The organism is Pseudomonas sp. AC083 (assembly GCF_979253165.1).
The window spans coordinates 1-20,048 of sequence record NZ_CEEDDH010000009.1 but is presented as its reverse complement, the minus strand read 5'-3'; the positions used below and the strand labels follow the sequence as shown (position 1 = coordinate 20,048).

21 protein-coding genes and 1 other RNA gene are annotated in these 20,048 nt (G+C 60.8%); 7 read left to right on the top strand and 15 right to left on the bottom strand.

Going from position 1 to position 20,048, the window contains the following annotated elements; genetic code table 11:
- Positions 1 to 37 precede the first annotated feature (37 nt).
- From AC0IXA_RS14845 to AC0IXA_RS14820, 6 genes are all read right to left on the bottom strand, one after another.
- Positions 38 to 1,042: an extracellular solute-binding protein gene (locus AC0IXA_RS14845; protein WP_073470981.1), complete on the bottom strand. Its 1,005-nt coding sequence runs from the start codon at positions 1,040 to 1,042 to the stop codon at positions 38 to 40.
- 220 nt (positions 1,043 to 1,262) lie between these two features.
- A complete protein-coding gene (locus AC0IXA_RS14840; RefSeq protein ID WP_471813804.1) occupies positions 1,263 to 2,480 on the bottom strand; it encodes a 2-octaprenyl-3-methyl-6-methoxy-1,4-benzoquinol hydroxylase in 1,218 nt (405 codons plus the stop codon).
- Positions 2,481 to 2,489: 9 nt separating this feature from the next.
- Positions 2,490 to 2,975: a DUF4442 domain-containing protein gene (locus AC0IXA_RS14835; protein ID WP_125916761.1), complete on the bottom strand. Its 486-nt coding sequence runs from the start codon at positions 2,973 to 2,975 to the stop codon at positions 2,490 to 2,492.
- Positions 2,968 to 4,155, bottom strand: coding sequence for a 2-octaprenyl-6-methoxyphenyl hydroxylase (gene ubiH / locus AC0IXA_RS14830; RefSeq protein ID WP_095181278.1), 1,188 nt, complete (start codon positions 4,153 to 4,155; stop codon positions 2,968 to 2,970). The genes AC0IXA_RS14835 and ubiH overlap by 8 nt, the downstream gene beginning before the upstream one ends.
- Positions 4,152 to 5,486 carry a Xaa-Pro aminopeptidase gene (gene pepP / locus AC0IXA_RS14825; protein ID WP_024014740.1) on the bottom strand — a complete coding sequence of 445 codons (1,335 nt, stop codon included), beginning with the start codon at positions 5,484 to 5,486 and terminating at the stop codon, positions 4,152 to 4,154. The genes ubiH and pepP overlap by 4 nt, the downstream gene beginning before the upstream one ends.
- A gap of 27 nt (positions 5,487 to 5,513) precedes the next feature.
- On the bottom strand, positions 5,514 to 6,071 hold the full coding sequence (locus AC0IXA_RS14820; RefSeq protein ID WP_125916767.1) for a YecA/YgfB family protein: 558 nt from the start codon (positions 6,069 to 6,071) through the stop codon (positions 5,514 to 5,516).
- A gap of 125 nt (positions 6,072 to 6,196) precedes the next feature.
- Here AC0IXA_RS14820 and AC0IXA_RS14815 point away from each other — a divergent pair, with 125 nt between their 5' ends.
- The 4 genes from AC0IXA_RS14815 (at position 6,197) to AC0IXA_RS14800 (ending at position 7,615) form a co-directional block, all read left to right on the top strand.
- Positions 6,197 to 6,406 carry a TIGR02449 family protein gene (locus AC0IXA_RS14815; RefSeq protein ID WP_007911197.1) on the top strand — a complete coding sequence of 70 codons (210 nt, stop codon included), beginning with the start codon at positions 6,197 to 6,199 and terminating at the stop codon, positions 6,404 to 6,406.
- On the top strand, positions 6,403 to 6,720 hold the full coding sequence (locus AC0IXA_RS14810) for a cell division protein ZapA (RefSeq protein WP_016772632.1): 318 nt from the start codon (positions 6,403 to 6,405) through the stop codon (positions 6,718 to 6,720). The genes AC0IXA_RS14815 and AC0IXA_RS14810 overlap by 4 nt, the downstream gene beginning before the upstream one ends.
- A 30-nt stretch (positions 6,721 to 6,750) precedes the next feature.
- Positions 6,751 to 6,929, top strand: a non-coding RNA gene (gene ssrS, locus AC0IXA_RS14805) — 6S RNA.
- A gap of 80 nt (positions 6,930 to 7,009) precedes the next feature.
- Entirely contained in the window at positions 7,010 to 7,615 is a 606-nt protein-coding gene (locus AC0IXA_RS14800) for a 5-formyltetrahydrofolate cyclo-ligase (RefSeq protein WP_125925392.1), read from the top strand.
- A 35-nt stretch (positions 7,616 to 7,650) separates the two neighbouring features.
- Here the strand turns inward: AC0IXA_RS14800 and AC0IXA_RS14795 are convergent, their stop codons facing one another.
- Positions 7,651 to 7,806, bottom strand: a complete 156-nt coding sequence (locus AC0IXA_RS14795) for a hypothetical protein (protein ID WP_024014743.1) — start codon at positions 7,804 to 7,806, stop codon at positions 7,651 to 7,653.
- Between the two features lie 197 nt (positions 7,807 to 8,003).
- On the opposite strand from AC0IXA_RS14795, the gene AC0IXA_RS14790 reads away from it, so the two are divergent.
- Positions 8,004 to 8,456, top strand: a complete 453-nt coding sequence (locus tag AC0IXA_RS14790) for an EVE domain-containing protein (RefSeq protein WP_122698642.1) — start codon at positions 8,004 to 8,006, stop codon at positions 8,454 to 8,456.
- A gap of 140 nt (positions 8,457 to 8,596) precedes the next feature.
- On the opposite strand, the gene AC0IXA_RS14785 is transcribed toward AC0IXA_RS14790, so the two are convergent.
- Entirely contained in the window at positions 8,597 to 9,004 is a 408-nt protein-coding gene (locus tag AC0IXA_RS14785; RefSeq protein WP_056791694.1) for a flagellar basal body-associated protein FliL, read from the bottom strand.
- A gap of 150 nt (positions 9,005 to 9,154) precedes the next feature.
- Between AC0IXA_RS14785 and AC0IXA_RS14780 the strand changes: the two genes are divergently transcribed.
- Together AC0IXA_RS14780 and glpT are read left to right on the top strand one after the other, a co-directional pair.
- The gene (locus tag AC0IXA_RS14780; RefSeq protein WP_039757431.1) at positions 9,155 to 10,132 is read left to right on the top strand and encodes an NADPH:quinone oxidoreductase family protein; all 978 of its coding nucleotides are present in this window, start codon (positions 9,155 to 9,157) and stop codon (positions 10,130 to 10,132) included.
- A gap of 257 nt (positions 10,133 to 10,389) precedes the next feature.
- Positions 10,390 to 11,739 carry a glycerol-3-phosphate transporter gene (glpT, locus tag AC0IXA_RS14775; RefSeq protein WP_024014747.1) on the top strand — a complete coding sequence of 450 codons (1,350 nt, stop codon included), beginning with the start codon at positions 10,390 to 10,392 and terminating at the stop codon, positions 11,737 to 11,739.
- On the opposite strand, the gene AC0IXA_RS14770 is transcribed toward glpT, so the two are convergent.
- The 7 genes from AC0IXA_RS14770 to AC0IXA_RS14740 all read right to left on the bottom strand — a co-directional run bounded on the left by AC0IXA_RS14770 (position 11,715) and on the right by AC0IXA_RS14740 (position 19,841).
- Positions 11,715 to 12,383, bottom strand: a complete 669-nt coding sequence (locus AC0IXA_RS14770) for a gamma-glutamylcyclotransferase (protein ID WP_024014748.1) — start codon at positions 12,381 to 12,383, stop codon at positions 11,715 to 11,717. The genes glpT and AC0IXA_RS14770 overlap by 25 nt on opposite strands.
- A 183-nt stretch (positions 12,384 to 12,566) precedes the next feature.
- Positions 12,567 to 13,535: a CDP-6-deoxy-delta-3,4-glucoseen reductase gene (locus AC0IXA_RS14765; protein ID WP_341638144.1), complete on the bottom strand. Its 969-nt coding sequence runs from the start codon at positions 13,533 to 13,535 to the stop codon at positions 12,567 to 12,569.
- Entirely contained in the window at positions 13,535 to 15,001 is a 1,467-nt protein-coding gene (ubiD, locus tag AC0IXA_RS14760) for a 4-hydroxy-3-polyprenylbenzoate decarboxylase (RefSeq protein WP_039757427.1), read from the bottom strand. The genes AC0IXA_RS14765 and ubiD overlap by 1 nt, the downstream gene beginning before the upstream one ends.
- 80 nt (positions 15,002 to 15,081) lie before the next feature.
- Positions 15,082 to 17,037: an acyltransferase family protein gene (locus tag AC0IXA_RS14755; protein WP_341638145.1), complete on the bottom strand. Its 1,956-nt coding sequence runs from the start codon at positions 17,035 to 17,037 to the stop codon at positions 15,082 to 15,084.
- 138 nt (positions 17,038 to 17,175) lie between these two features.
- Positions 17,176 to 18,435: a transcription termination factor Rho gene (gene rho, locus AC0IXA_RS14750; RefSeq protein WP_003229334.1), complete on the bottom strand. Its 1,260-nt coding sequence runs from the start codon at positions 18,433 to 18,435 to the stop codon at positions 17,176 to 17,178.
- Positions 18,436 to 18,683: 248 nt separating this feature from the next.
- Positions 18,684 to 19,013, bottom strand: coding sequence for a thioredoxin TrxA (gene trxA, locus AC0IXA_RS14745; protein WP_003206727.1), 330 nt, complete (start codon positions 19,011 to 19,013; stop codon positions 18,684 to 18,686).
- A gap of 120 nt (positions 19,014 to 19,133) precedes the next feature.
- Positions 19,134 to 19,841, bottom strand: coding sequence for a FadR/GntR family transcriptional regulator (locus tag AC0IXA_RS14740; protein ID WP_341638146.1), 708 nt, complete (start codon positions 19,839 to 19,841; stop codon positions 19,134 to 19,136).
- Between the last annotated feature and the right edge of the window lie 207 nt (positions 19,842 to 20,048).

Here is a 20,048-nt window from a genome sequence, read left to right as displayed (position 1 = left end):
GAGCGATCTTGAAAGATCAACAGTTACACGAAACGCCTCAGTTCCACCCCGCCCGATCCATCATCCGGATCGCCTCGGCCTGACGCTTGCCCGCCACTTCTACCGGCAAGGTATCGGCAACAAACTTGCCCCACGCCGCCACTTCTTCCGAGGGTGCCACCGCCGGGTTGGCCGGGAATTCCTGGTTCACGTCGGCAAAAATCTTCTGTGCCTCAGGCGTGGTCATCCATTCGACCAAAGCCTTCGCGGCTTCCGGGTGCGGCGCATGTTTGGTCAGGCCGATGCCCGACAGGTTCACATGCACACCACGATCAGCCTGGTTCGGCCAGAACAGCTTCACCGGCAATTCAGGCTTCTGCTTATGCAGGCGACCGTAGTAGTAGGTGTTGACGATGCCAACATCGCACTGCCCGGCGTTGATCGCTTCCAGTACTGCAACGTCATCGGAGAACACGTCGGTGGACAGGTTGTTGACCCAGCCCTTGAGGATTTTCTCGGTCTTCTCGGCGCCGTGGACTTCGATCATGGTCGCGGTCAGCGACTGGTTGTAGACCTTCTTCGCCGTGCGCAGGCACAGGCGGCCTTCCCAGTTCTTGTCGGCCAGCGCTTCATAGGTGGTCAGTTCGCCCGGCTTCACCCGCTCGGTGGAATAGGCGATGGTCCGCGCGCGCAGGCTCAGGCCGGTCCAGGCGTGGGTGGACGAGCGATATTGCGCGGGAATGTTGGTGTCGATGGTTTTCGAGGTGAATGGCTGGAGGATGCCCATCTGCTCGGCCTGCCACAGGTTGCCGGCATCGACGGTAAGCAGCAGATCGGCGGTGGCGTTTTCACCTTCGGCCTTGATGCGCTGCATCAGCGGCGCTTCCTTGTCGGTGATGAACTTGATCTTCACCCCGGTCTTGGCGGTGTAGGCATCGAATACCGGTTTGATCAGCTCATCGATACGCGACGAGTAAACCACCACCTCATCGGCGGCCTGGGCAGTGGTGCTGCCGATCAGGGTCAAGGCCAGTGCGGTCAGAAGACGCTTGGGTGCCAACATGGGAGTGGTCTCACGGTCGGGAAAGGTGGGCCAAATGATAAGGACTCACATTTACCACCACAATCGAACACTGGGGGAAGGCGTTACCAGATGTTGCACGGCTCAAAACTGCGGTAAGTGGGCGGACGCTTTCGCGAGCAGGCTCGCTCCCACATTGGAATGCATCTCAACTGTGGGAGCGAGCCTGCTCGCGAAGGGGCCATCAGCCTCAATGAGGCGGTCAGGGCTTTGCCAGAGCTGGAAGATCCCCGGTCAGCCCCAGCGCCTCGCGCACAAACAACGCCTTCGCCTCGGGCATCTGCTCGACCAGTTTCAACCCGGCATTGCGCAACCAGCGCAGTGGCAGCGGGTCGGCCTGGAACAACCGCTCGAAGCCTTCCATCGCCGCCATCAGCGCCAGATTGTGCGGCATACGCCGACGCTCGTAGCGGCTCAGCACCTTCACGTCTGCCAGTCGCTCACCGCGCTCATGCGCTTGCAGCAATACTTCCGCCAGCACCGCTGCATCGAGGAAACCAAGGTTCACACCCTGCCCCGCCAACGGGTGAATGGTGTGCGCCGCATCACCGATCAACGCCAGGCCTTCAGCGACATAACGTTTGGCGTGACGCTGACGCAACGGCACGCACAGACGCGGGTCGGCGCTGATGACTTCACCGAGGCGCCCTTCGAACGCTCGCTCCAGCTCAGCGCAAAACGCAGTCTCTTCCAGCGCCATCAAGCGCTCGGCTTCAGCCGGTGTGGTCGACCAGACGATCGAGCACCAGTCCTGCTGACCATCACGTTCCAGCGGCAGAAACGCCAATGGCCCGTGATCGGTAAAGCGCTGCCAGGCGGTTTTGCGGTGCGGCTGGCTGCAGTGCACGCTGGTGACGATGGCGTGATGCAGATAATCCCACTCGCGGGTCGCCACGCCGGTCAGACGGCGCACTGCTGAATTGGCGCCGTCCGCCGCGATCACCAGCGGTGCGCGCAAGGTGCGGCCATCGGCCAGGGTCAGCAGCCAGTCATCGCCGGAGCGACGCATCTGCTCCAGCCGCGCATTGGCCAGCATGCCCAGGTCGCAATCATGCAAACGCTCGAGCAGCGCATCCTGCACCACGCGGTTTTCGACGATGTGGCCGAGCACATCGGCATGTACGCTGCTCGCCGAGAAATGAATCTGCCCGGTGCCGCTGCCGTCCCACACGTGCATGTCGGTGTACGGGCTGCTGCGCCGCTGGGCGATGCCGTCCCAGACGCCAAGGCGTTCGAGAATGCGCTGGCTCGCCGCCGACAATGCACTGACGCGCGGTTCGAACGCCGCTTCGGCATCGAACGGTTTCACGCTCAACGGGCTGCCGTCGAGCAGCAGCACTTCCAGCCCACTGTCCTGTAGCGCCAGCGCCAGGGCGCTGCCGACCATTCCGGCTCCGACAATCAGCAGATCTGCGCGCATTTCCATGCTTTAGGCCTGTCTCGCTTGCGGCTTGAGCCGCACGTAAAGGGTTTTACCGACCCGCGCCACAAGGTTGCCGGCGCCGTCATGTATGTCGACCTGCAACTGCGGCAGGTATTTCTCGCCGTTGGCGGTCTGCCGGCGGATCTCGTCGAGCAGGGTCTGGTCGATGTTGAACCGGGCGAACACCGGGCCTTTGCCCGGCGCAATGAAATCGATGTCGGCGGCCTTGTCCCAGACGATGTATTTCGGGCCGAGGTTTTCCATGAGCATCAACATGAAGAACGGGTCGACCATCGAATACAGACTGCCGCCAAACTGGGTGCCGACGTAGTTGCGGTTGTACCAGCCCAAACCCATGGACACCTGCACATCGCGAAAGTCGTCACTGATGTGCCGAACGCGCACTCCGGCGCCGAGATACGGCGGGTAGAAGGTCATTACCCAGCGCATCAATCGTGCCTTGCCGAATTTTCTGCTCAGCCACTCAAGCATCCGGACGGGTTCCCAGGCCCATCGCCTGCCGGGCGAACCAGCGTTTGGCTGGCGGCAGCAGGTCGAGGCCGAGCAGGCCGAGATTGCGCCCCAGCGACACCAGCGGCTGGGTGCTGCCGAACAGGCGCGTGACCTGATCGGAGAAGCCCACCGTCAGGTCCTGATCGAGGCGCTGCCGTTCGCGATAGGCCTGCAACGTGGCGAAGTCGCCCAGCGGCTTGTCGCTGGCCAGAAGCGCGGCAGCCAAGGCATCGGCGTCACGCAGCGACAGGTTGAAGCCCTGGCCGGCGATCGGGTGCAGGCTGTGTGCGGCGTTGCCAAGTACGGCCAGATGCGAGCGCACCTGTTCTTCAGCTTCAATCAGTGACAGCGGATAAAGATGCCGTGCGCCGACCTGTTTCAAAGTGCCGAGGCGGTAACCGAACACGCCTTGCAGCTCGCTGAGAAAATCACGCTCGCTCAATTCAGTCAGACGCTGCGCGTCCATGCCCAGCCGCGTCCAGACCAGTGCGCAGCGATTGTCCGGCAGCGGCAGCAGGGCCATCGGCCCCTCATCGGTAAAGCGCTCGAAGGCCATGCCGTTGTGAGCTTCGCTCGGGGTGATGTTGGCAATCAGCGCGCTCTGGTTGTACGGGCGCTTGCGCACGTTGATGCCCAACTGTTCGCGCAACCCGGAGCGGCCGCCATCGGCGAGCACCGCGAGGTCGCATTCAAGGGTGGTTTCATCGTTGAGGGTCAGGCGGTAGCCATCGGCCAACGGCTCCATGCGCGTGACTTCCGCCGGGCAGCGCCACGTGATCACGTCTTTGTCGAGGTGTTGCCACAGGCACTGGCCGAGCCAGGCGTTTTCCACCACGTAACCGAGCGCTGGCACACCCTCTTCCATCGCCGACAAGCGCGCGGTGGAGAAGCGGCCACGGTCGGAGACGTGAATCTGTTTGATCGGCTCGGCGCGGCGGGAAATTTCCTGCCACACGCCCAGGCGCTGATAAATCTGCCGCGAGCCGAACGAAAGGGCTGAGGAGCGGGCGTCGTAGCTCGGTTGCCAGCTGTCGCCGGGGGCGAACGGTTCGATCAGGACGATTTTCCAGCCCTGCGCCTTGGCCCCGGCCTGCAACGCCAACGCCAGACTGGCGCCGACCAGACCGCCACCGATGATTGCCAGATTGACTCGACTCATGCTGCGTGTGTCCTTGCTTGTGCCATCAGCGCTTCGATCTCGGCGACGGTTTTCGGCACGCCGCTGGTGAGGATTTCACAACCGGATCGGGTCACGACCACGTCATCCTCGATGCGCACGCCAATGCCGCGCCATTTCTTCGCCACGTTCTGATTGTCCGCCGCGATGTAGATGCCCGGCTCCACGGTCAGCGCCATGCCGATCTCCAGCACGCGCCATTCGCCGCCGACCTTGTACTCGCCGACGTCATGCACATCCATGCCCAGCCAGTGGCCGGCGCGGTGCATGTAGAAAGCTTTGTAAGCTTCGCTCGCAATCAACTCGTCGACCTCGCCTTTTAGCAAACCGAGTTTCACCAGCCCTGTGGTAATCACTCGAACCGTGGCTTCGTGCGCCTGATTCCAGTGCTTGTCCGGGGCGATCTCGGCAAATGCCGCTTCCTGGGAAGCCAGCACCAACTCGTAGATCGCCTTCTGCTCCGGCGAGAACTTGCCATTCACCGGCCACGTGCGGGTTATGTCGCTGGCGTAGCAGTCGATCTCGCAACCGGCGTCGATCAACACCAGATCGCCGTCCTTGAGCAACGCGTCATTCTGCTGGTAATGCAGGATGCAGCTGTTGCGCCCGGCGGCGACGATCGAACCGTAGGCCGGCATCTTCGCCCCGCCCTTGCGGAATTCGTAATCCAGTTCGGCTTCGAGGCTGTATTCATACAGCCCCGGACGACTGGCCTGCATCGCGCGGATATGCGCCTGCGCCGAAATCCTCGCGGCTTCGCGCATCACCTTCACTTCTGCCGCCGATTTATACAGGCGCATGTCATGCAGCAGATGATCCAGGGCAACGAATTCATTCGGCGGCTGCGCGCCGAGGTGCGCCTTGGAGCGGATCACGTTGATCCAGTCCATCAGGTGCCGGTCAAACTCGGGGTTGCTGCCCATCGCCGAATACACCCGGTCGCGGCCTTCGATCAGGCCGGGAAGAATGTCGTCGATGTCAGTAATCGGAAAGGCGTCGTCGGCGCCGTACTCGCGGATCGCGCCTTCCTGCCCGGCGCGCAGGCCATCCCACAATTCGCGCTCGGCGTTGCGTTCTCGGCAGAACAGGATGTACTCACCGTGCTCGCGACCGGGCATCAGAACGATGACGGCTTGTGGCTCGGGAAAACCGCTGAGGTACTGGAAGTCGCTGTCCTGACGGTAGACGTGCTCGACGTCGCGGTTGCGGATGGCCACCGCGGCGGCGGGCAGGATCGCGATGCTGTTGGGTTCCATCTGCGCCATCAGGGCCTTGCGGCGACGGCTGTATTCCGCTTTGGGGATGTGGGTCATGGGCAGATGGCTTTCCCTGGCACGCGATTAATGCAGCGACGGCTTGGCGGCTGGCGACACATCGGCTTTTTTGGTTTCCGAGAACAGCAGCAACGGCGCGACGCGCAGGTATTCCATGACTTCCATGTAGTCGGATTCGCCGTCTTCGGATTCTTCCAGCGCGTCCTGCACCTGAGCGATGGCGGCCAGATCCCGCAGCACTTCGTTGGCTTCGTCACTCAGTGCATAAGCACGGCGGGTCAGACCGAAACCGCTGAGGAAGCCCTGGCACCACTCGCCCAGTGCGGCGGCGCGCTCGGCCAGCGGTGCATCGTCGGTCGGCAGCAGCAGCACGACGGTGATGTCGGCGCCGGTCAGCTCGCCTTTGACCATCTCTTGCAGGCCGATCAGGGCATTGCGGACGTTGTCCTGGATATCGCCTTCGAGCAGTTCGGCGGCGTCGATCAGCCAGCCTTCGTGATCGAAGCCGGCCCCGGCGCAACTGCGCCCGAGCAGCACGCCGTGCAGTTCGGCAGGCGAGACGTTGTGGCCGCTGGCAGTCAGCAGGGTGGCAAAGGCTTGGTACGGGGAATTCGCAATGGTCATGGGCAGCTAGGCGCCAGACGGCGCTATGTCTAGAATGAAGGCCTTGTATCCTACATCGACAGCCCCGCCAAGACCATTAAAGGCTGTCCGCCAGTTACCACCCATCAGACGAACACGTGGACCCAATGGAAGACACCGACCTGCAAGCGCTGATGGCCAGACTCGAACTGCTGATTGGCCGAGTCGAGCAACTTAAGAGTCAAAACGCACTCTTACTAGCTCAGGAAAAAACCTGGCGCGAGGAACGCGCTCACCTCATTGAAAAAAACGAAATCGCCCGGCGTAAGGTCGAATCGATGATTTCGCGCCTCAAGGCCCTGGAGCAAGACTCATGAGTTCAAGCAATAGCGTTACCGTGCAGATCCTCGACAAAGAGTATTCGATCATCTGCCCGCCGGAAGAACGCAGCAATCTGGTCAGTGCCGCCCGCTACCTGGACGGCAAGATGCGCGAGATCCGCAGCAGCGGCAAAGTCATCGGCGCCGACCGCATTGCCGTGATGGCCGCGCTGAACATCACCCACGACCTGTTGCACAAAGAAGAGCGCCCGGACATCCAGGCCAGCGGTTCGACCCGCGAACAGGTACGCGACTTGCTCGATCGTGTCGATTTGGTCCTGGCCGACGATCAGAACACCGCCAAGGGCTGATTCGACTGACAGCTTGAGGTATACTCGCGGCACTCCCTGGGGTGCTTGCCAGTTGACGATGTCCCGGAGCCGATTCGCACTACCCTGGAAGTTGCACGTTGGGCTGGTGTGCATGTCCGCTAGACGGAAAGCCTTAAAGTCTACTGCTTCTTCCACCTTGAACTTTCGGGTTCAAGGGCTGAGTTGACAGCGGTTCATCCGGGGAGCCTGATTCGAATCCGATGTCGGTGTATGCCGACATCGGATTTTTTATGCGTACGTTTTTGCATCCACCTGCCGAAGCCGAACCATGACCGAACCCGCGCTGCTGCCCCGCCCGCAACTCCGCCGCCTGCTGCGCAAGGCGCGCCGCGCACTGACGCCGGGCGAACAACGCCGGGCTGCCAAAGGCCTGTTCCGGCAATTGGCGCAAGACCCGCACTTTCGCCGGGCGAAACATATCTCCCTGTATTTGCCCACCGACGGTGAAATCGATCCGCGCCTGCTCCTGCGCGAAGCCCAGCGTCGTGGCAAGGCGACTTATCTGCCGGTACTCAGCGCGTGGCCACGAACGAAAATGGTCTTCCAGCGCATCCGCCCCGGCGAAAAGCTCACGCCCAATCGTTTCCGCATCCTCGAGCCCCGGGCCAATCTGGCTCGGCAACGCAAGGTCTGGACGCTGGATCTGGTGCTGTTGCCGCTGGTGGGGTTTGACGATGTCGGCGGACGCTTGGGCATGGGCGGCGGGTTTTATGATCGCAGCCTCGCCTATCTGGCCCGGCGCAAGAACTGGCGCAAGCCGACGCTGCTGGGCCTGGCCCATGAGTGTCAGAAGGTCGAACGTCTGGCGCAGGCGAGTTGGGATGTGCCGTTACAAGGCACGGTTACCGACAAGGCGTGGTATTTCGCAGAGTAGACGCCGCATGGAACAGCGGCGTCGAAGAGACAGGTTCAGCGTTTGAAAGCGGTCGACTGTTGCACCTGTTGCGCCACTTCAATCGGCGCGTCGGTCTTGTTCGCCCACAGGCTCTGCGCGTAACCGGTGGTTACCACGCCCAGGCCAAACAAAATTACCAAAGTCCATAGCAAATCCGGTTTGCGTTTCATCGATTGCCCCCCTCAAGGCACATCATCACGATGACAGCAGCGGTTTCCGTTCGTAGGCCGTGCAGCAGCGTCAAGCTTTAAAGGCCGGCATTTTGCGGCAACGTGAACCTGTGCGCAAACGCTGACGTCAACCGACTGTCGGTTTGTCATAAAATTGCCCGACAACCTGCCCAATGACCGCTTCAGGAGCACACCACATGGCCTACTGGCTGATGAAATCAGAGCCCGACGAACTCTCGATCAAGGGTCTGGAAAAGCTCGGCAAGGCGCGCTGGGACGGGGTTCGCAACTATCAGGCACGCAACTTCCTGCGGGCGATGGCGGTCGGTGACGAGTTCTTTTTCTACCATTCCAGCTGCCCCGAGCCGGGGATTGCCGGGATTGGCAAAATTATCGAAGCAGCGTATCCCGATCCGACGGCGCTGGAGCCAGACAGTCACTACTTCGATCCGAAAGCTACGCCGGAGAAAAATGCCTGGAGCGCGATCGATGTCGAGCATGTCGAGACGTTCGAGCGGGTGTTGAAGCTGGATTATTTGAAGCAGCAGACGGCGCTGGCGGAGCTGCCGCTGGTGCAGAAGGGCTCGCGGTTGTCGGTGATGCCGGTTACACCAGAACAGTGGGCGGCGGTGCTTGCCCTTAAACCCTGATTAATTTGGCGCCTGCCAAAATGCAATCGCTGGCAAGCCAGCTCCCACAGGGATTTCAGTGGACACATATTTTGTGACCACCCGAAAAACCTGTGGGAGCTGGCTTGCCAGCGATGGGGCTTGCCCGGACAGCGAATGACTTACTGAATGATCAGGTTGTTGAACAACAGATCCTCAACAACAGGCTTGCCGGTCTCGTCATTCATCACTTGCTGGGTCTGCTTCAACGCTTCCTGACGCAGCTTTTCCTTGCCCTCGATGCTGCCCATCGCCTCGGTCGACTGCTGAGTGAACAACGCCACCAGCTGATTGCGGATCAGCGGCTCGTTGGCCTTGACCAGTTTGGTCGCCTCTTCGCCAGTTACGCGCAGGGCCACATCGGCCTTGTAGACCTTAAGCTTGGCGGTGCCGTCGAGGCCATAGTTGCCGACGAACGGCGGGCTCAGGGTGATGTAATTGACCTTCGGCGCCTCGCCTTCTTTGGCTTCTTCGGCCAGTGCTGCCACAGGCAGAGACAGGGCCAGCAACAACATGATCCACGCTTTCACAATTCGCTCCTTATCCGGTTTGCGGCCTAGCATAACGACCCGCCGCGCAAGCACAAGCTTATGGCTGACTATCAGGGTCGGGCATGCTCGTTGACCCGTTGATTCACACACCTACACTTATCGGCCATCACTCCCAAAGGAATAGCCCTGATGAAAGCCGTGCTGTGCAAAGCCTTCGGCCCTGCCGAATCGCTGGTGCTGGAAGACGTCGCCAGCCCTGTCGCCAAGAAGAATGAAATCCTGCTGGACGTGCACGCCGCCGGGGTCAACTTCCCCGACACGCTGATCATCGAGGGCAAATACCAGTTCAAACCGCCCTTCCCGTTTTCGCCAGGCGGTGAAGCGGCGGGCGTGGTGCGCGAAGTCGGCGAAAAGGTCAGCCATCTGAAAGTCGGCGACCGGGTCATGGCGTTGACCGGTTGGGGCAGTTTTGCCGAGCAGGTTGCGGTGCCGGGCTACAACGTGTTGCCGATTCCACCGTCGATGGACTTCAACATTGCCGCTGCATTCAGCATGACCTACGGCACGTCGATGCACGCGCTCAAGCAACGCGCCAACCTGCAACCGGGCGAAACCCTGCTGGTGCTCGGCGCATCGGGCGGCGTCGGCCTCGCCGCCGTGGAGATTGGCAAAGCCATGGGCGCCCGCGTGATCGCCGCCGCCAGCAGCGCCGAGAAACTCGCGGTGGCCAAGGCTGCCGGCGCCGATGAACTGATCAACTACAGCGAAGCCAGCCTCAAGGACGAGATCAAACGCCTCACCGACGGCCAAGGCGCCGACGTGATCTACGACCCGGTCGGCGGCGACCTGTTCGACCAGGCCATCCGCGCCATCGCCTGGAACGGCCGCCTGCTGGTGGTCGGCTTCGCCAGCGGACGCATCCCCGAACTGCCGGTCAACCTCGCCCTGCTCAAAGGCGCGGCGGTGCTCGGCGTGTTCTGGGGCTCCTTTGCCCAGCGCCAACCCCAGGACAACGCAGCAAACTTCCAGCAGCTGTTCGCCTGGTTTGCCGAGGGCAAGCTGAAACCTCTGGTATCGCAGGTGTATCCGCTGAGCAATGCCGCGCAGGCGATCGATGATCTTGGCCAGCGCAAGGCTGTGGGCAAGGTTGTCGTTCAGGTTCGTTAACAACATGGAGCGATCCGGAGCAACCATCCGGATCGCTTTACCGTTGAGGTCTGCCTCTTCCATACGTCAAACCGCAGAAACCCACCCGAGCCACCATCCCCTCAGCGCCGCCTTCTTATCTCAGAGCGACATGTTCATAAAGGAACGCTCATCTGCCCAAATTTCCGCTGTTTTGCCGACGTGAAGCGATGCTATTTTCGGTAACGAAACTGTAACATTCGCATCCGCAGTCAAAACAAGAAAACTGGAGCTCTTGAATGTTTGCTTTCTTTCGTCCTGCCGCACATCAGGCTCCATTGCCTGAAGAAAAAATAGACAGCACCTACCGCCGCCTGCGCTGGCAGATCTTCGCCGGCATCTTTATCGGCTACGCCGGTTACTACCTGCTGCGCAAGAACTTCTCCTTGGCCATGCCGTACCTGATCGACGAAGGCTACAGCCGTGGCGACCTCGGCTTGGCGATGTCGGCGATCGCCATTGCTTACGGTCTGTCGAAGTTCCTCATGGGCCTGGTGTCCGACCGTTCCAACCCGCGCTTCTTCCTGCCGTTCGGTCTGCTGGTCTCGGCCGGGGTGATGTTCATTTTCGGTTTCGCGCCGTGGGCAACGTCCAGCGTGACGATGATGTTCATTCTCCTGTTCATCAACGGCTGGGCGCAGGGCATGGGCTGGCCGCCAAGCGGGCGGACCATGGTGCACTGGTGGTCGCAGAAGGAACGCGGCGGCGTGGTGTCGGTGTGGAACGTAGCGCATAACGTCGGCGGCGGTCTGATCGGCCCGCTATTCCTGATCGGCATGGGCCTGTTCAATGACTGGCATGCGGCGTTCTACGTCCCGGCAGCGGTCGCGCTGGGCGTGGCGGTGTTCGCCTTCATCACCATGCGTGACACCCCGCAATCGGTCGGCCTGCCGCCGATCGAGCAGTACAAGAACGATTACCCGGAAGGCTACGACGCCAGCCACGAAGACGAATTCAGCGCCAAGGAAATCTTCGTCAAATACGTGCTGCGCAACAAAATGCTCTGGTACATCGCTCTGGCCAACGTCTTCGTCTACTTGCTGCGCTATGGCGTGCTGGATTGGGCGCCGACCTATCTGAAGGAAGCCAAGGGTTTCACCGTGGATAAAACCTCGTGGGCCTATTTCTTCTACGAGTGGGCAGGCATCCCGGGCACGCTGCTGTGCGGCTGGATGTCGGACAAGATCTTCCGTGGCAACCGCGGCCTGACCGGCATGGTGTTCATGGCCCTGGTGACTGTCGCGACCCTGGTTTACTGGCTGAATCCGGCCGGCAATCCGATGGTCGACATGATCGCCCTGCTGTCGATCGGCTTCCTGATCTACGGCCCGGTGATGCTGATCGGCCTGCAAGCGCTGGAACTGGCGCCGAAGAAAGCCGCCGGTACTGCAGCGGGCTTCACCGGTCTGTTCGGTTATCTGGGGGGGTCGGTCGCGGCCAGTGCGGCGATGGGCTACACCGTTGACCACTTCGGCTGGGATGGCGGTTTCGTGCTGCTGGTCGGCGCTTGCCTGCTGGCGATGGCCTTCCTTGCGCCAACGCTGTGGCACAAGCAAGTCGCCAGTCAGAGCCGTGAAGCGGTCGCCTGATCGCTGTGTGATTTACAGCGCTTGAGCCGCGCCTCCAGATTTCGATCCGGCATGGCGTGGCTGCGCAGGGCATGCGCGGTCTGCTCGACATAATCGCGAGTGGTGCCGTAGCGCCCGCTGGCGCTGGCGAATACCTGGCTGAGCACATGATCCGGTAAGTTGCCGGCATAGCTCGGCAGGTGACGCTCCAGCACGAATCCCAAGGCCTGCACCTGAGTGCCATCTTCGAGCCGGCAATTGAGCCAGTGCGGGCGATACGACGGAAACGGCATCTCACGTTTCCACAGGGCATACAGCGCGGTATCGAGATTGTCTTCCGGCAAGCGGTAGGCAAAGCCACTGCACGAACCGCCGCGATCCAGACCGAACACCAGGCCGGGCATTTCCGGCGTACCCCGATGCTCGTGGGACCACAGGTACAAGCCGCGATGGTAGCCATGCACGCGACCGCGCATGCGCTCGACTGCCGTGCATTCCGGGCGCCAGATCAGCGAACCATACGCGAACAGCCACACCGGCCCGCCCTTGTGGCGCGCCATGGTCGATTGCATGGAAGCGAGAAGTTGTTCGTGCGTCAGCTGCGGCCCAAGATCGAGCCGCGGAGGGTAAGCCAGGTTCAGAATTGCGTTTTCAATGGCGCTCATGGCGAATAGCGTTCAGCTCCCCGCGGGTGAAGAATTACTTAATAGAACGCACCGCTGTAACAATAAGGCACATATGTTTTAGGCAAATTAAGTGCCACTGCTTAATTGCCTGATTGATATATAACCTAGCGGTATTTGCCTAATTAGATAAATACCGATCGGCTATATGCCAAGTTATAAGAATCAGGAGCGCGGCGCGTAGGCGAACACATCGGCGCGCATCTGATGCGCATCCATGCCCGCCTCGACCAGCGCGTCCAAGGTGCCGTAAACCATCGCTGGCGAACCGCTGGCATAGACGTGCAGCGCCTTCAGATCAGGGAAATCTTCGCAAACCGCCTCGTGCAGCATCCCGCAGCGCCCTTCCCAGCCGCACTGGTCGCTGACCACTTTGTGCAGGAACAGATTGGGCAGCTTCAGCCATTCGTCCCAGTGCTCGATCTGATAAAAATCTTCCGGGCGGCGTACGCCCCAATACAGATGCACTGGATGCTTGAAGCCTTCGGCGCGGCAATGTTCGATCAGACTGTGAATCTGGCCCATGCCGGTGCCGGCGGCGATCAACACCAGCGGACCGTCGGGCAGCTCCGCAAGATGGGTGTCGCCAAAGGGCAGCTCGACACGCACCATCGGGTTGCGTTGCAGCTGCTCGATCAGGCTCAACGCACTGGTTTCGCGCGCCAGCACATGGATTTCCAGATCACGTCCGCTGTGGGGTGCCGAAGCCATGGAGAACGCCGACTTCTCACCGCTCTCGCGCTCGATCATCAAATATTGCCCAGCGTGATAGCGCGGCGGCTTGCCTGCTGGCGCCCGCAGGCGCACGCGCCAAGTGTCGCCGCCGACCTCGCGGCACTCGATGACCTGACACGACAGGCTGCGCACCGGCAGCTCACCCAGCGCGAGCACGCCATCCCACAGCAGCACGCAGTCTTCCAGCGGTACGGCGATGCAGGTGTAGAACTCGCCATGATCGTGGACTTTGCCGGCCTGCTCGACGCGGCCCTCCACCAGCAGCGCTGCACACACGTGGCAATTGCCGTTGCGGCAGCTTTGCGGGCAGTCATAGCCCAGGCGCCGCGCACCGTCGAGAATCCGCTCACCGGGCTGTATCTCGAGCACTGCTCCGGAAGGCTGCAGGGTTACACGCATCAATCTATTCCTAACTGATTCCAGATGGCATCGATCCGTTGGGTGACGGCGTCGTCCTTGACGATTACGCGGCCCCACTCGCGAGTGGTTTCGCCCGGCCACTTGTGGGTGGCATCCAGGCCCATTTTCGAGCCCAGGCCGGAAATCGGCGAGGCGAAGTCGAGGTAGTCGATCGGCGTGTTGTCGATCATCACCGTGTCGCGCTTGGGGTCCATGCGCGTGGTGATGGCCCAGATCACGTCGTTCCAGTCGCGGGCGTTGATATCGTCGTCAGTGACGATAACGAACTTGGTGTACATGAACTGTCGCAAAAACGACCAGACGCCGAGCATCACGCGCTTGGCATGCCCCGGATACGACTTCTTCATCGTCACCACAGCCATGCGGTACGAGCAGCCTTCCGGCGGCAGGTAGAAGTCGGTGATTTCCGGGAACTGCTTCTGCAGGATCGGCACGAACACTTCGTTCAGCGCCACGCCGAGAATCGCCGGCTCATCCGGCGGACGGCCGGTGTAAGTGCTGTGATAGATCGGTTTGATCCGGTGGGTGATGCGCTCGACGGTGAACACCGGGAAGCTGTCGACTTCGTTGTAGTAACCGGTGTGGTCGCCATACGGGCCTTCGTCGGCCATTTCGCCCGGATGAATCACGCCTTCAAGAATGATTTCGGCGGTGGCTGGCACTTGCAGATCGTTGCCACGGCACTTGACCAGTTCGGTGCGGTTACCGCGCAAGAGCCCTGCAAAAGCATATTCCGAGAGGCTGTCCGGCACCGGCGTCACGGCACCGAGAATCGTCGCCGGATCGGCGCCAAGGGCCACGGACACCGGGAACGGCTGGCCCGGGTGCTTCTCGCACCACTCGCGGAAGTCGAGAGCGCCGCCACGATGGCTGAGCCAGCGCATGATCACCTTGTTGCGGCCGATCACTTGCTGGCGGTAGATACCGAGGTTCTGGCGTTCCTTGTTCGGCCCTTTGGTGACCGTCAGGCCCCAAGTGATCAGCGGACCGACGTCGCCGGGCCAGCAGGTCTGCACCGGCAACATCGCCAGATCGACGTCATCGCCTTCGATGACCACTTCCTGGCACACCGCGTCTTTGACCACTTTCGGCGCCATCGAAATGATCTTGCGGAAGATCGGCAGTTTCGACCAGGCGTCCTTCAAGCCCTTCGGCGGCTCCGGCTCTTTGAGGAAGGCCAGCAGCTTGCCGATTTCGCGCAGCTCGCTGACCGACTCGGCGCCCATGCCCATGGCCACGCGCTCGGGCGTGCCGAACAGGTTGCCGAGCACCGGAATGTCGTAACCGGTGGGTTTTTCGAACAGCAGCGCCGGGCCTTTGGCCCGCAACGTGCGATCGCACACCTCAGTCATCTCCAGCACCGGCGAGACGGGAATCTGGATGCGTTTCAACTCTCCGCGCTGCTCAAGCTGCTGCACGAAATCCCGAAGATCCTTGAATTTCATTGACGATGGCACCCTCAAAATAGGCGTACATCCTACCTGCTCTGACGGGCAAACAGCAGCCCGTCAGAGTCCGACAGTACTCAATGCCGGTTTGTGCCCAGCAATACCGGAGCAAAAAGCGGGCTCAGTCTGGCGCTGCCAATGTCCGAGAGATGGTCCTCATCCTTGTACTGCGAGTGGCCGTTGACCTCGATGCTGCAGACCCCGTCAGCACACATCATCGGCGTCGGATCGATAACGTGAACACCCGGATCGGCTTCGCTCATGGACGTGAACAAGCTGCCGAGAAAATGCTGACGCGCCAGGTGTTCCTCAAGCGGACGACCCAGCCCCTCGGCGGAACGGCCGACTCTTGCCAGACTGGTCAGGCGGTTAATGGTGCCCTTGCGTTGCAGCGGCACCTCCTTGAACAGCCAGACCTGCACGCCGGCTGCGCGCAAGGCCGCCACCCGCGCGCGCAACGCGGCGGCCATGCGTTGCTCAGCCTGGGCGGTATCGTCATGGGCGTTGAGCAAAACCTTCTTGTCGCCATCCTCGCGACCATAGACGTATAGACTCCAATTGGACGCCAATACCACGTCCTTGATGCCAAGGCTGAGCACTTTGTCCATGGTCTGCTGATTGAAGTCCTTGCACCGCTGGCGCGGCTCGTCGCTGAGAATCGGCGGACAGGCGCTCATACTGAACAGCCACACCGAACGACCGTCGCGGCGGGCATTGGTCTCGATGGCCGGCATCAACGCAGCAGCATGGCTGTCACCCCAGAACGCCTGGGTCGGCGGCGTGTCCTGTTCGCCGCCGACCAGACAGGCCTTGTCGATCGATTTGTCTTGCGTCACCACCATGCATTTCATTTGCCCGGCGCGCCACTCGCGGGCCTGGGCATATTCCAGAGCCTTGCCGCTCAGGCGCCCGGGGATACCGTCGGCCGAGCGAATCGCCGAACCGACCGCGACCAGTACAGCAATCGCCACCACTGCCCCCGCCAGTATCGATTTACGTTCACCCAGCAAACGCTTTTCCCGAAATGGCAATTCGACGTAGCGCAGGCTCAGCCACGCCAGCGCTAGCGCCAGCGCAATCCAGGCGAGCGCCTCCAGCGGCTGGATACCGTCGATGGAAATGGCGTTGGCGTACACGTAAATCGGCCAGTGCCACAGGTACAGCGAATAGGACAGCAGGCCGATCCAGACCAGCGGCCGCAGACTCAACAGTCGCGCGGCCCAGCTCGGGCCCTGAGCGCCTGACCAGATCAGTGCAGTGGTGCCCAATACCGGCAGCAACGCCGCCCATCCAGGAAACACTGTTGAGCGGTCAAACGTGAATACGGCGACCAGCACCGCCGCCAGACCGGCAATGCCGACCATCTGGTACAGCCACGGTCGTACGGCCTGTCTCGGCGCAGGCATTACCGCGAGCATCGCCCCGCACAACAATTCCCAGGCACGAGTCGGCAAGGCAAAAAAAGTGAATTCCGGCTTGTGCTCAATCCAGGCGATGTTCAGGCCAAAGGAAATCAGCAGCAATCCCAGCAACATCCAGCGCCAGTGTCTGAAATAGCGAACCAGCACCGCCATCAGTAACGGGAAGAAAATGTAGTACTGCTCTTCAACCGCCAGCGACCAGGTGTGCAATAACGGCTTCAGATCGGAGGCCGGCTGAAAGTAGCCGTCCTCGCGCATGAAAAGAATATTGGAGATGAACAGCGACTGATAACGCACCGTTCGGCCAAGTTCGGAGAAATCCTTCGCCGTCAGCAGCAGCCAACCCAGCGCCAGCGTCACCAGCATGACCACCGTCAAGGCAGGAATGATGCGGCGGGCACGGCGCGCCCAGAAATCGACAAAGCTGAACCGCTTGGCGCTGATTTCACGAAACAGGATCGAGGTGATCAGGAATCCGGAGATGACGAAAAAAACATCCACGCCGACAAAGCCGCCGCTGAATGTATTGAATCCGAAATGAAACAGCACGACGGGAAGTACCGCCAGTGCCCGTAAGCCGTCAATATCACGGCGATTGCCAAACGTGTGCATGAAAAACCTTACCTGTTCTGGGTACAGAATCCCTTGAAGGCGCGACGTTAGCAGCCGCGCAAATTTCAATCCAGATACAAATAAATCGCGGACAAAAAAAAGCGCCCCTCGCGGAGCGCTCCTTTTATCAGCTGCGTACTATTTGCGTTTCATCGACAAGAAGAACTCGTCGTTGGTCTTGGTCGTCTTCAGCTTGTCGACCAGGAACTCGATGGCGGCCACTTCGTCCATCGGGTGCAGCAGCTTGCGCAGAATCCACATGCGCTGCAGTTCGTCGTCGGCGGTCAGCAACTCTTCGCGGCGGGTGCCGGAGCGGTTGATGTTGATGGCCGGGAACACACGCTTCTCGGCGATCTTGCGATCCAGAGGCAGTTCCATGTTGCCGGTACCCTTGAACTCTTCGTAGATCACCTCGTCCATCTTCGAACCGGTTTCAACCAGCGCGGTGGCGATAATGGTCAGCGAGCCGCCTTCTTCGATGTTACGCGCGGCACCGAAGAAACGCTTCGGCTTCTCGAGGGCGTGGGCATCGACACCACCGGTCAGGACCTTGCCGGAGCTCGGGATCACGGTGTTGTAGGCACGGGCCAGACGGGTGATGGAGTCGAGCAGGATCACCACGTCTTTCTTGTGTTCGACCAGGCGCTTGGCCTTCTCGATCACCATTTCAGCAACCTGCACGTGACGGGTCGGCGGCTCGTCAAAGGTCGAGGCAACCACTTCGCCGCGCACGGTGCGCTGCATTTCGGTCACTTCTTCCGGACGCTCGTCGATCAACAGCACGATCAGGTGAACTTCAGGATTGTTACGGGCGATGTTCGCTGCGATGTTCTGCAGCATGATCGTTTTACCGGCTTTCGGCGGTGCGACGATCAGGCCACGCTGGCCTTTGCCGATCGGTGCGCACAGGTCGATCACGCGACCGGTCAAGTCTTCGGTGGAACCGTTGCCGGCTTCCATCTTCATGCGCACGGTCGGGAACAGCGGCGTCAGGTTCTCGAAGAGAATCTTGTTCTTCGCGTTCTCCGGACGATCGAAGTTGATCGTGTCGACCTTGAGCAGGGCGAAATACCGCTCGCCTTCCTTCGGAGGGCGGATCTTGCCAACGATGGTGTCACCGGTGCGCAAGTTGAAGCGGCGGATCTGGCTCGGCGAGACGTAGATGTCGTCAGGGCCGGCGAGGTAGGAAGCGTCTGCGGAGCGCAGGAAGCCGAAGCCGTCCTGGAGAATCTCCAGCACGCCATCACCGGAGATTTCCTCGCCGCTTTTCGCGTGCTTTTTCAGCAGGGAGAAAATCACGTCCTGCTTGCGCGAACGGGCCATATTTTCTATGCCCATCTGTTCGGCCAATTCGAGCAGTTCGGTAATCGGCTTTTGCTTGAGTTCAGTCAGATTCATATAGGAATGACGTAATCATTTATGGAGGGGGGGAAATTAAGCTTTTGGCTTAATGAGGCCGCGCCGCGGAGAAGGCGACAGGATCGCGAACTAATTCGAAAAGGAGTGCGTCGGCGACGGCTAGCAGGGGGCATTGGAGAAACCAGTGCGGGGCCGAATGTACCACCTGAGTTTCGGAGCGTCTAGCCCTGAATACGCAAAAAGCCCCGCGATTTGCGGGGCTTTTTTTCAGCGTTTTACTGCGACGCTCAGATGTTGGCGTCGAGGAAAGCCGCCAGCTGCGACTTCGACAGTGCGCCGACCTTGGTCGCTTCAACGTTGCCGTTCTTGAACAGCATCAGCGTCGGGATACCACGCACGCCATGCTTGGCCGGGGTTTCCTGGTTTTCGTCGATGTTCAGTTTGGCGACGGTCAGCTTGCCTTTGTAAGTCTCGGCAATCTCGTCCAGAACCGGTGCGATCATTTTGCAAGGGCCGCACCATTCAGCCCAGTAGTCGACCAGGACAGCGCCTTCGGCCTTGAGTACGTCGGCTTCGAAGCTAGCGTCGCTAACGTGTTTGATCAGATCGCTGCTCATGGAATTCTCCAGGTTGTAAGCAAAAAAACGTGGCCCATCATAGCCGCCCTTCCCTTGTTCAGGAAGCCGCAGATGATTGAGTGTTGCTATGGCCCTTGATGAGTTTGGGTATAGCTCAACTCACGCCGTGGCGGGAGCGATGAAGACGATTCCGGTGCGCAGGGCGGCGTTGCGCACATGTTCCTGCATGGCTTTTTGCGCTGCTCCCGACGCACGGCGGGCCAGGGCACGGAGGATCTTGCGGTGTTCCTGCCAGGTTTCCATGGCGCGCTCGGCGCGGATGAACGGCAGTTTCTGGCTCTCGAGAAAGATCTCGGCGCTGGCGGTGAGGATGCTCAGCATCGCCTGATTGCCGCTGGCGAGGAGGATGCGCCGGTGAAATTCGAAGTCGAGTTTCGCCGCCGCTTCGAAGTCGCCGCCGCGCAAGTGCTCGCGCATCGCCGCGACGTTGTCTTCCAGTGCATCCAGATCAAACGTGCTCAACGTCACCGCCGCCAACCCTGCTGCAAACCCTTCGAGCGCATAGCGCAACTGGAAGATGTCCAGCGGCGATGCCTGCGCCGCAAACGACCAGCCTGGCGCGTTATCGCCGCGCGACAATTCGACCCGCGACTGCACGAACACGCCTTTGCCCGGCTGAATGCTGACCACGCCCAGTGCACTGAGCGACGACAACGCTTCACGCAACGATGCCCGGCTGACGCCCAGTTGCAGCGCCAGATCCCTTTGCGAAGGCAACGCGTCGCCGGCACCGAAGCCCTGTTCGGTGATCAGTTTGCGGATCGCTTGCAGCGCCACTTCGGGTACGGCGCGGGAGATCGAATTCATGATGTGCGGACGCGTCAGGGCCAAGGTGCGGCTAGTTGTAAAGCTATTCGGCGAGTCCGGCAAGTCGTGCCCCAGCGGGGTTCGGCGCGTGCAGCCGATGCGCCATCGCAGTGCGAAAACCGAGTTGACTGTTCAGACCAGTAAGACCGAACGAAGCCGCTGCTACTGCGGCCTGCCGGGGCGAAATCCGCCTGTTGGCACGGCCCA

What these genes read in the sequence shown, in the direction of transcription:
- AC0IXA_RS14845 (WP_073470981.1), bottom strand. Translation starts at nt 1,042, where the DNA reads ATGTTGGCACCCAAGCGTCTTCTGACCGCACTGGCCTTGACCCTGATC.
- AC0IXA_RS14765 (WP_341638144.1), bottom strand. Translation starts at nt 13,535, where the DNA reads ATGCGTGTAACCCTGCAGCCTTCCGGAGCAGTGCTCGAGATACAGCCC.
- glpT (WP_024014747.1), top strand. Translation starts at nt 10,390, where the DNA reads ATGTTTGCTTTCTTTCGTCCTGCCGCACATCAGGCTCCATTGCCTGAA.
- AC0IXA_RS14780 (WP_039757431.1), top strand. Translation starts at nt 9,155, where the DNA reads ATGAAAGCCGTGCTGTGCAAAGCCTTCGGCCCTGCCGAATCGCTGGTG.
- AC0IXA_RS14810 (WP_016772632.1), top strand. Translation starts at nt 6,403, where the DNA reads ATGAGTTCAAGCAATAGCGTTACCGTGCAGATCCTCGACAAAGAGTAT.
- AC0IXA_RS14740 (WP_341638146.1), bottom strand. Translation starts at nt 19,841, where the DNA reads ATGAATTCGATCTCCCGCGCCGTACCCGAAGTGGCGCTGCAAGCGATC.
- AC0IXA_RS14755 (WP_341638145.1), bottom strand. Translation starts at nt 17,037, where the DNA reads ATGCACACGTTTGGCAATCGCCGTGATATTGACGGCTTACGGGCACTG.
- AC0IXA_RS14800 (WP_125925392.1), top strand. Translation starts at nt 7,010, where the DNA reads ATGACCGAACCCGCGCTGCTGCCCCGCCCGCAACTCCGCCGCCTGCTG.
- pepP (WP_024014740.1), bottom strand. Translation starts at nt 5,486, where the DNA reads ATGACCCACATCCCCAAAGCGGAATACAGCCGTCGCCGCAAGGCCCTG.
- AC0IXA_RS14835 (WP_125916761.1), bottom strand. Translation starts at nt 2,975, where the DNA reads ATGCTTGAGTGGCTGAGCAGAAAATTCGGCAAGGCACGATTGATGCGC.
- AC0IXA_RS14770 (WP_024014748.1), bottom strand. Translation starts at nt 12,383, where the DNA reads ATGAGCGCCATTGAAAACGCAATTCTGAACCTGGCTTACCCTCCGCGG.
- AC0IXA_RS14795 (WP_024014743.1), bottom strand. Translation starts at nt 7,806, where the DNA reads ATGAAACGCAAACCGGATTTGCTATGGACTTTGGTAATTTTGTTTGGC.
- AC0IXA_RS14840 (WP_471813804.1), bottom strand. Translation starts at nt 2,480, where the DNA reads ATGCGCGCAGATCTGCTGATTGTCGGAGCCGGAATGGTCGGCAGCGCC.
- trxA (WP_003206727.1), bottom strand. Translation starts at nt 19,013, where the DNA reads ATGAGCAGCGATCTGATCAAACACGTTAGCGACGCTAGCTTCGAAGCC.
- AC0IXA_RS14790 (WP_122698642.1), top strand. Translation starts at nt 8,004, where the DNA reads ATGGCCTACTGGCTGATGAAATCAGAGCCCGACGAACTCTCGATCAAG.
- AC0IXA_RS14815 (WP_007911197.1), top strand. Translation starts at nt 6,197, where the DNA reads ATGGAAGACACCGACCTGCAAGCGCTGATGGCCAGACTCGAACTGCTG.
- AC0IXA_RS14820 (WP_125916767.1), bottom strand. Translation starts at nt 6,071, where the DNA reads ATGACCATTGCGAATTCCCCGTACCAAGCCTTTGCCACCCTGCTGACT.
- rho (WP_003229334.1), bottom strand. Translation starts at nt 18,435, where the DNA reads ATGAATCTGACTGAACTCAAGCAAAAGCCGATTACCGAACTGCTCGAA.
- ubiD (WP_039757427.1), bottom strand. Translation starts at nt 15,001, where the DNA reads ATGAAATTCAAGGATCTTCGGGATTTCGTGCAGCAGCTTGAGCAGCGC.
- ubiH (WP_095181278.1), bottom strand. Translation starts at nt 4,155, where the DNA reads ATGAGTCGAGTCAATCTGGCAATCATCGGTGGCGGTCTGGTCGGCGCC.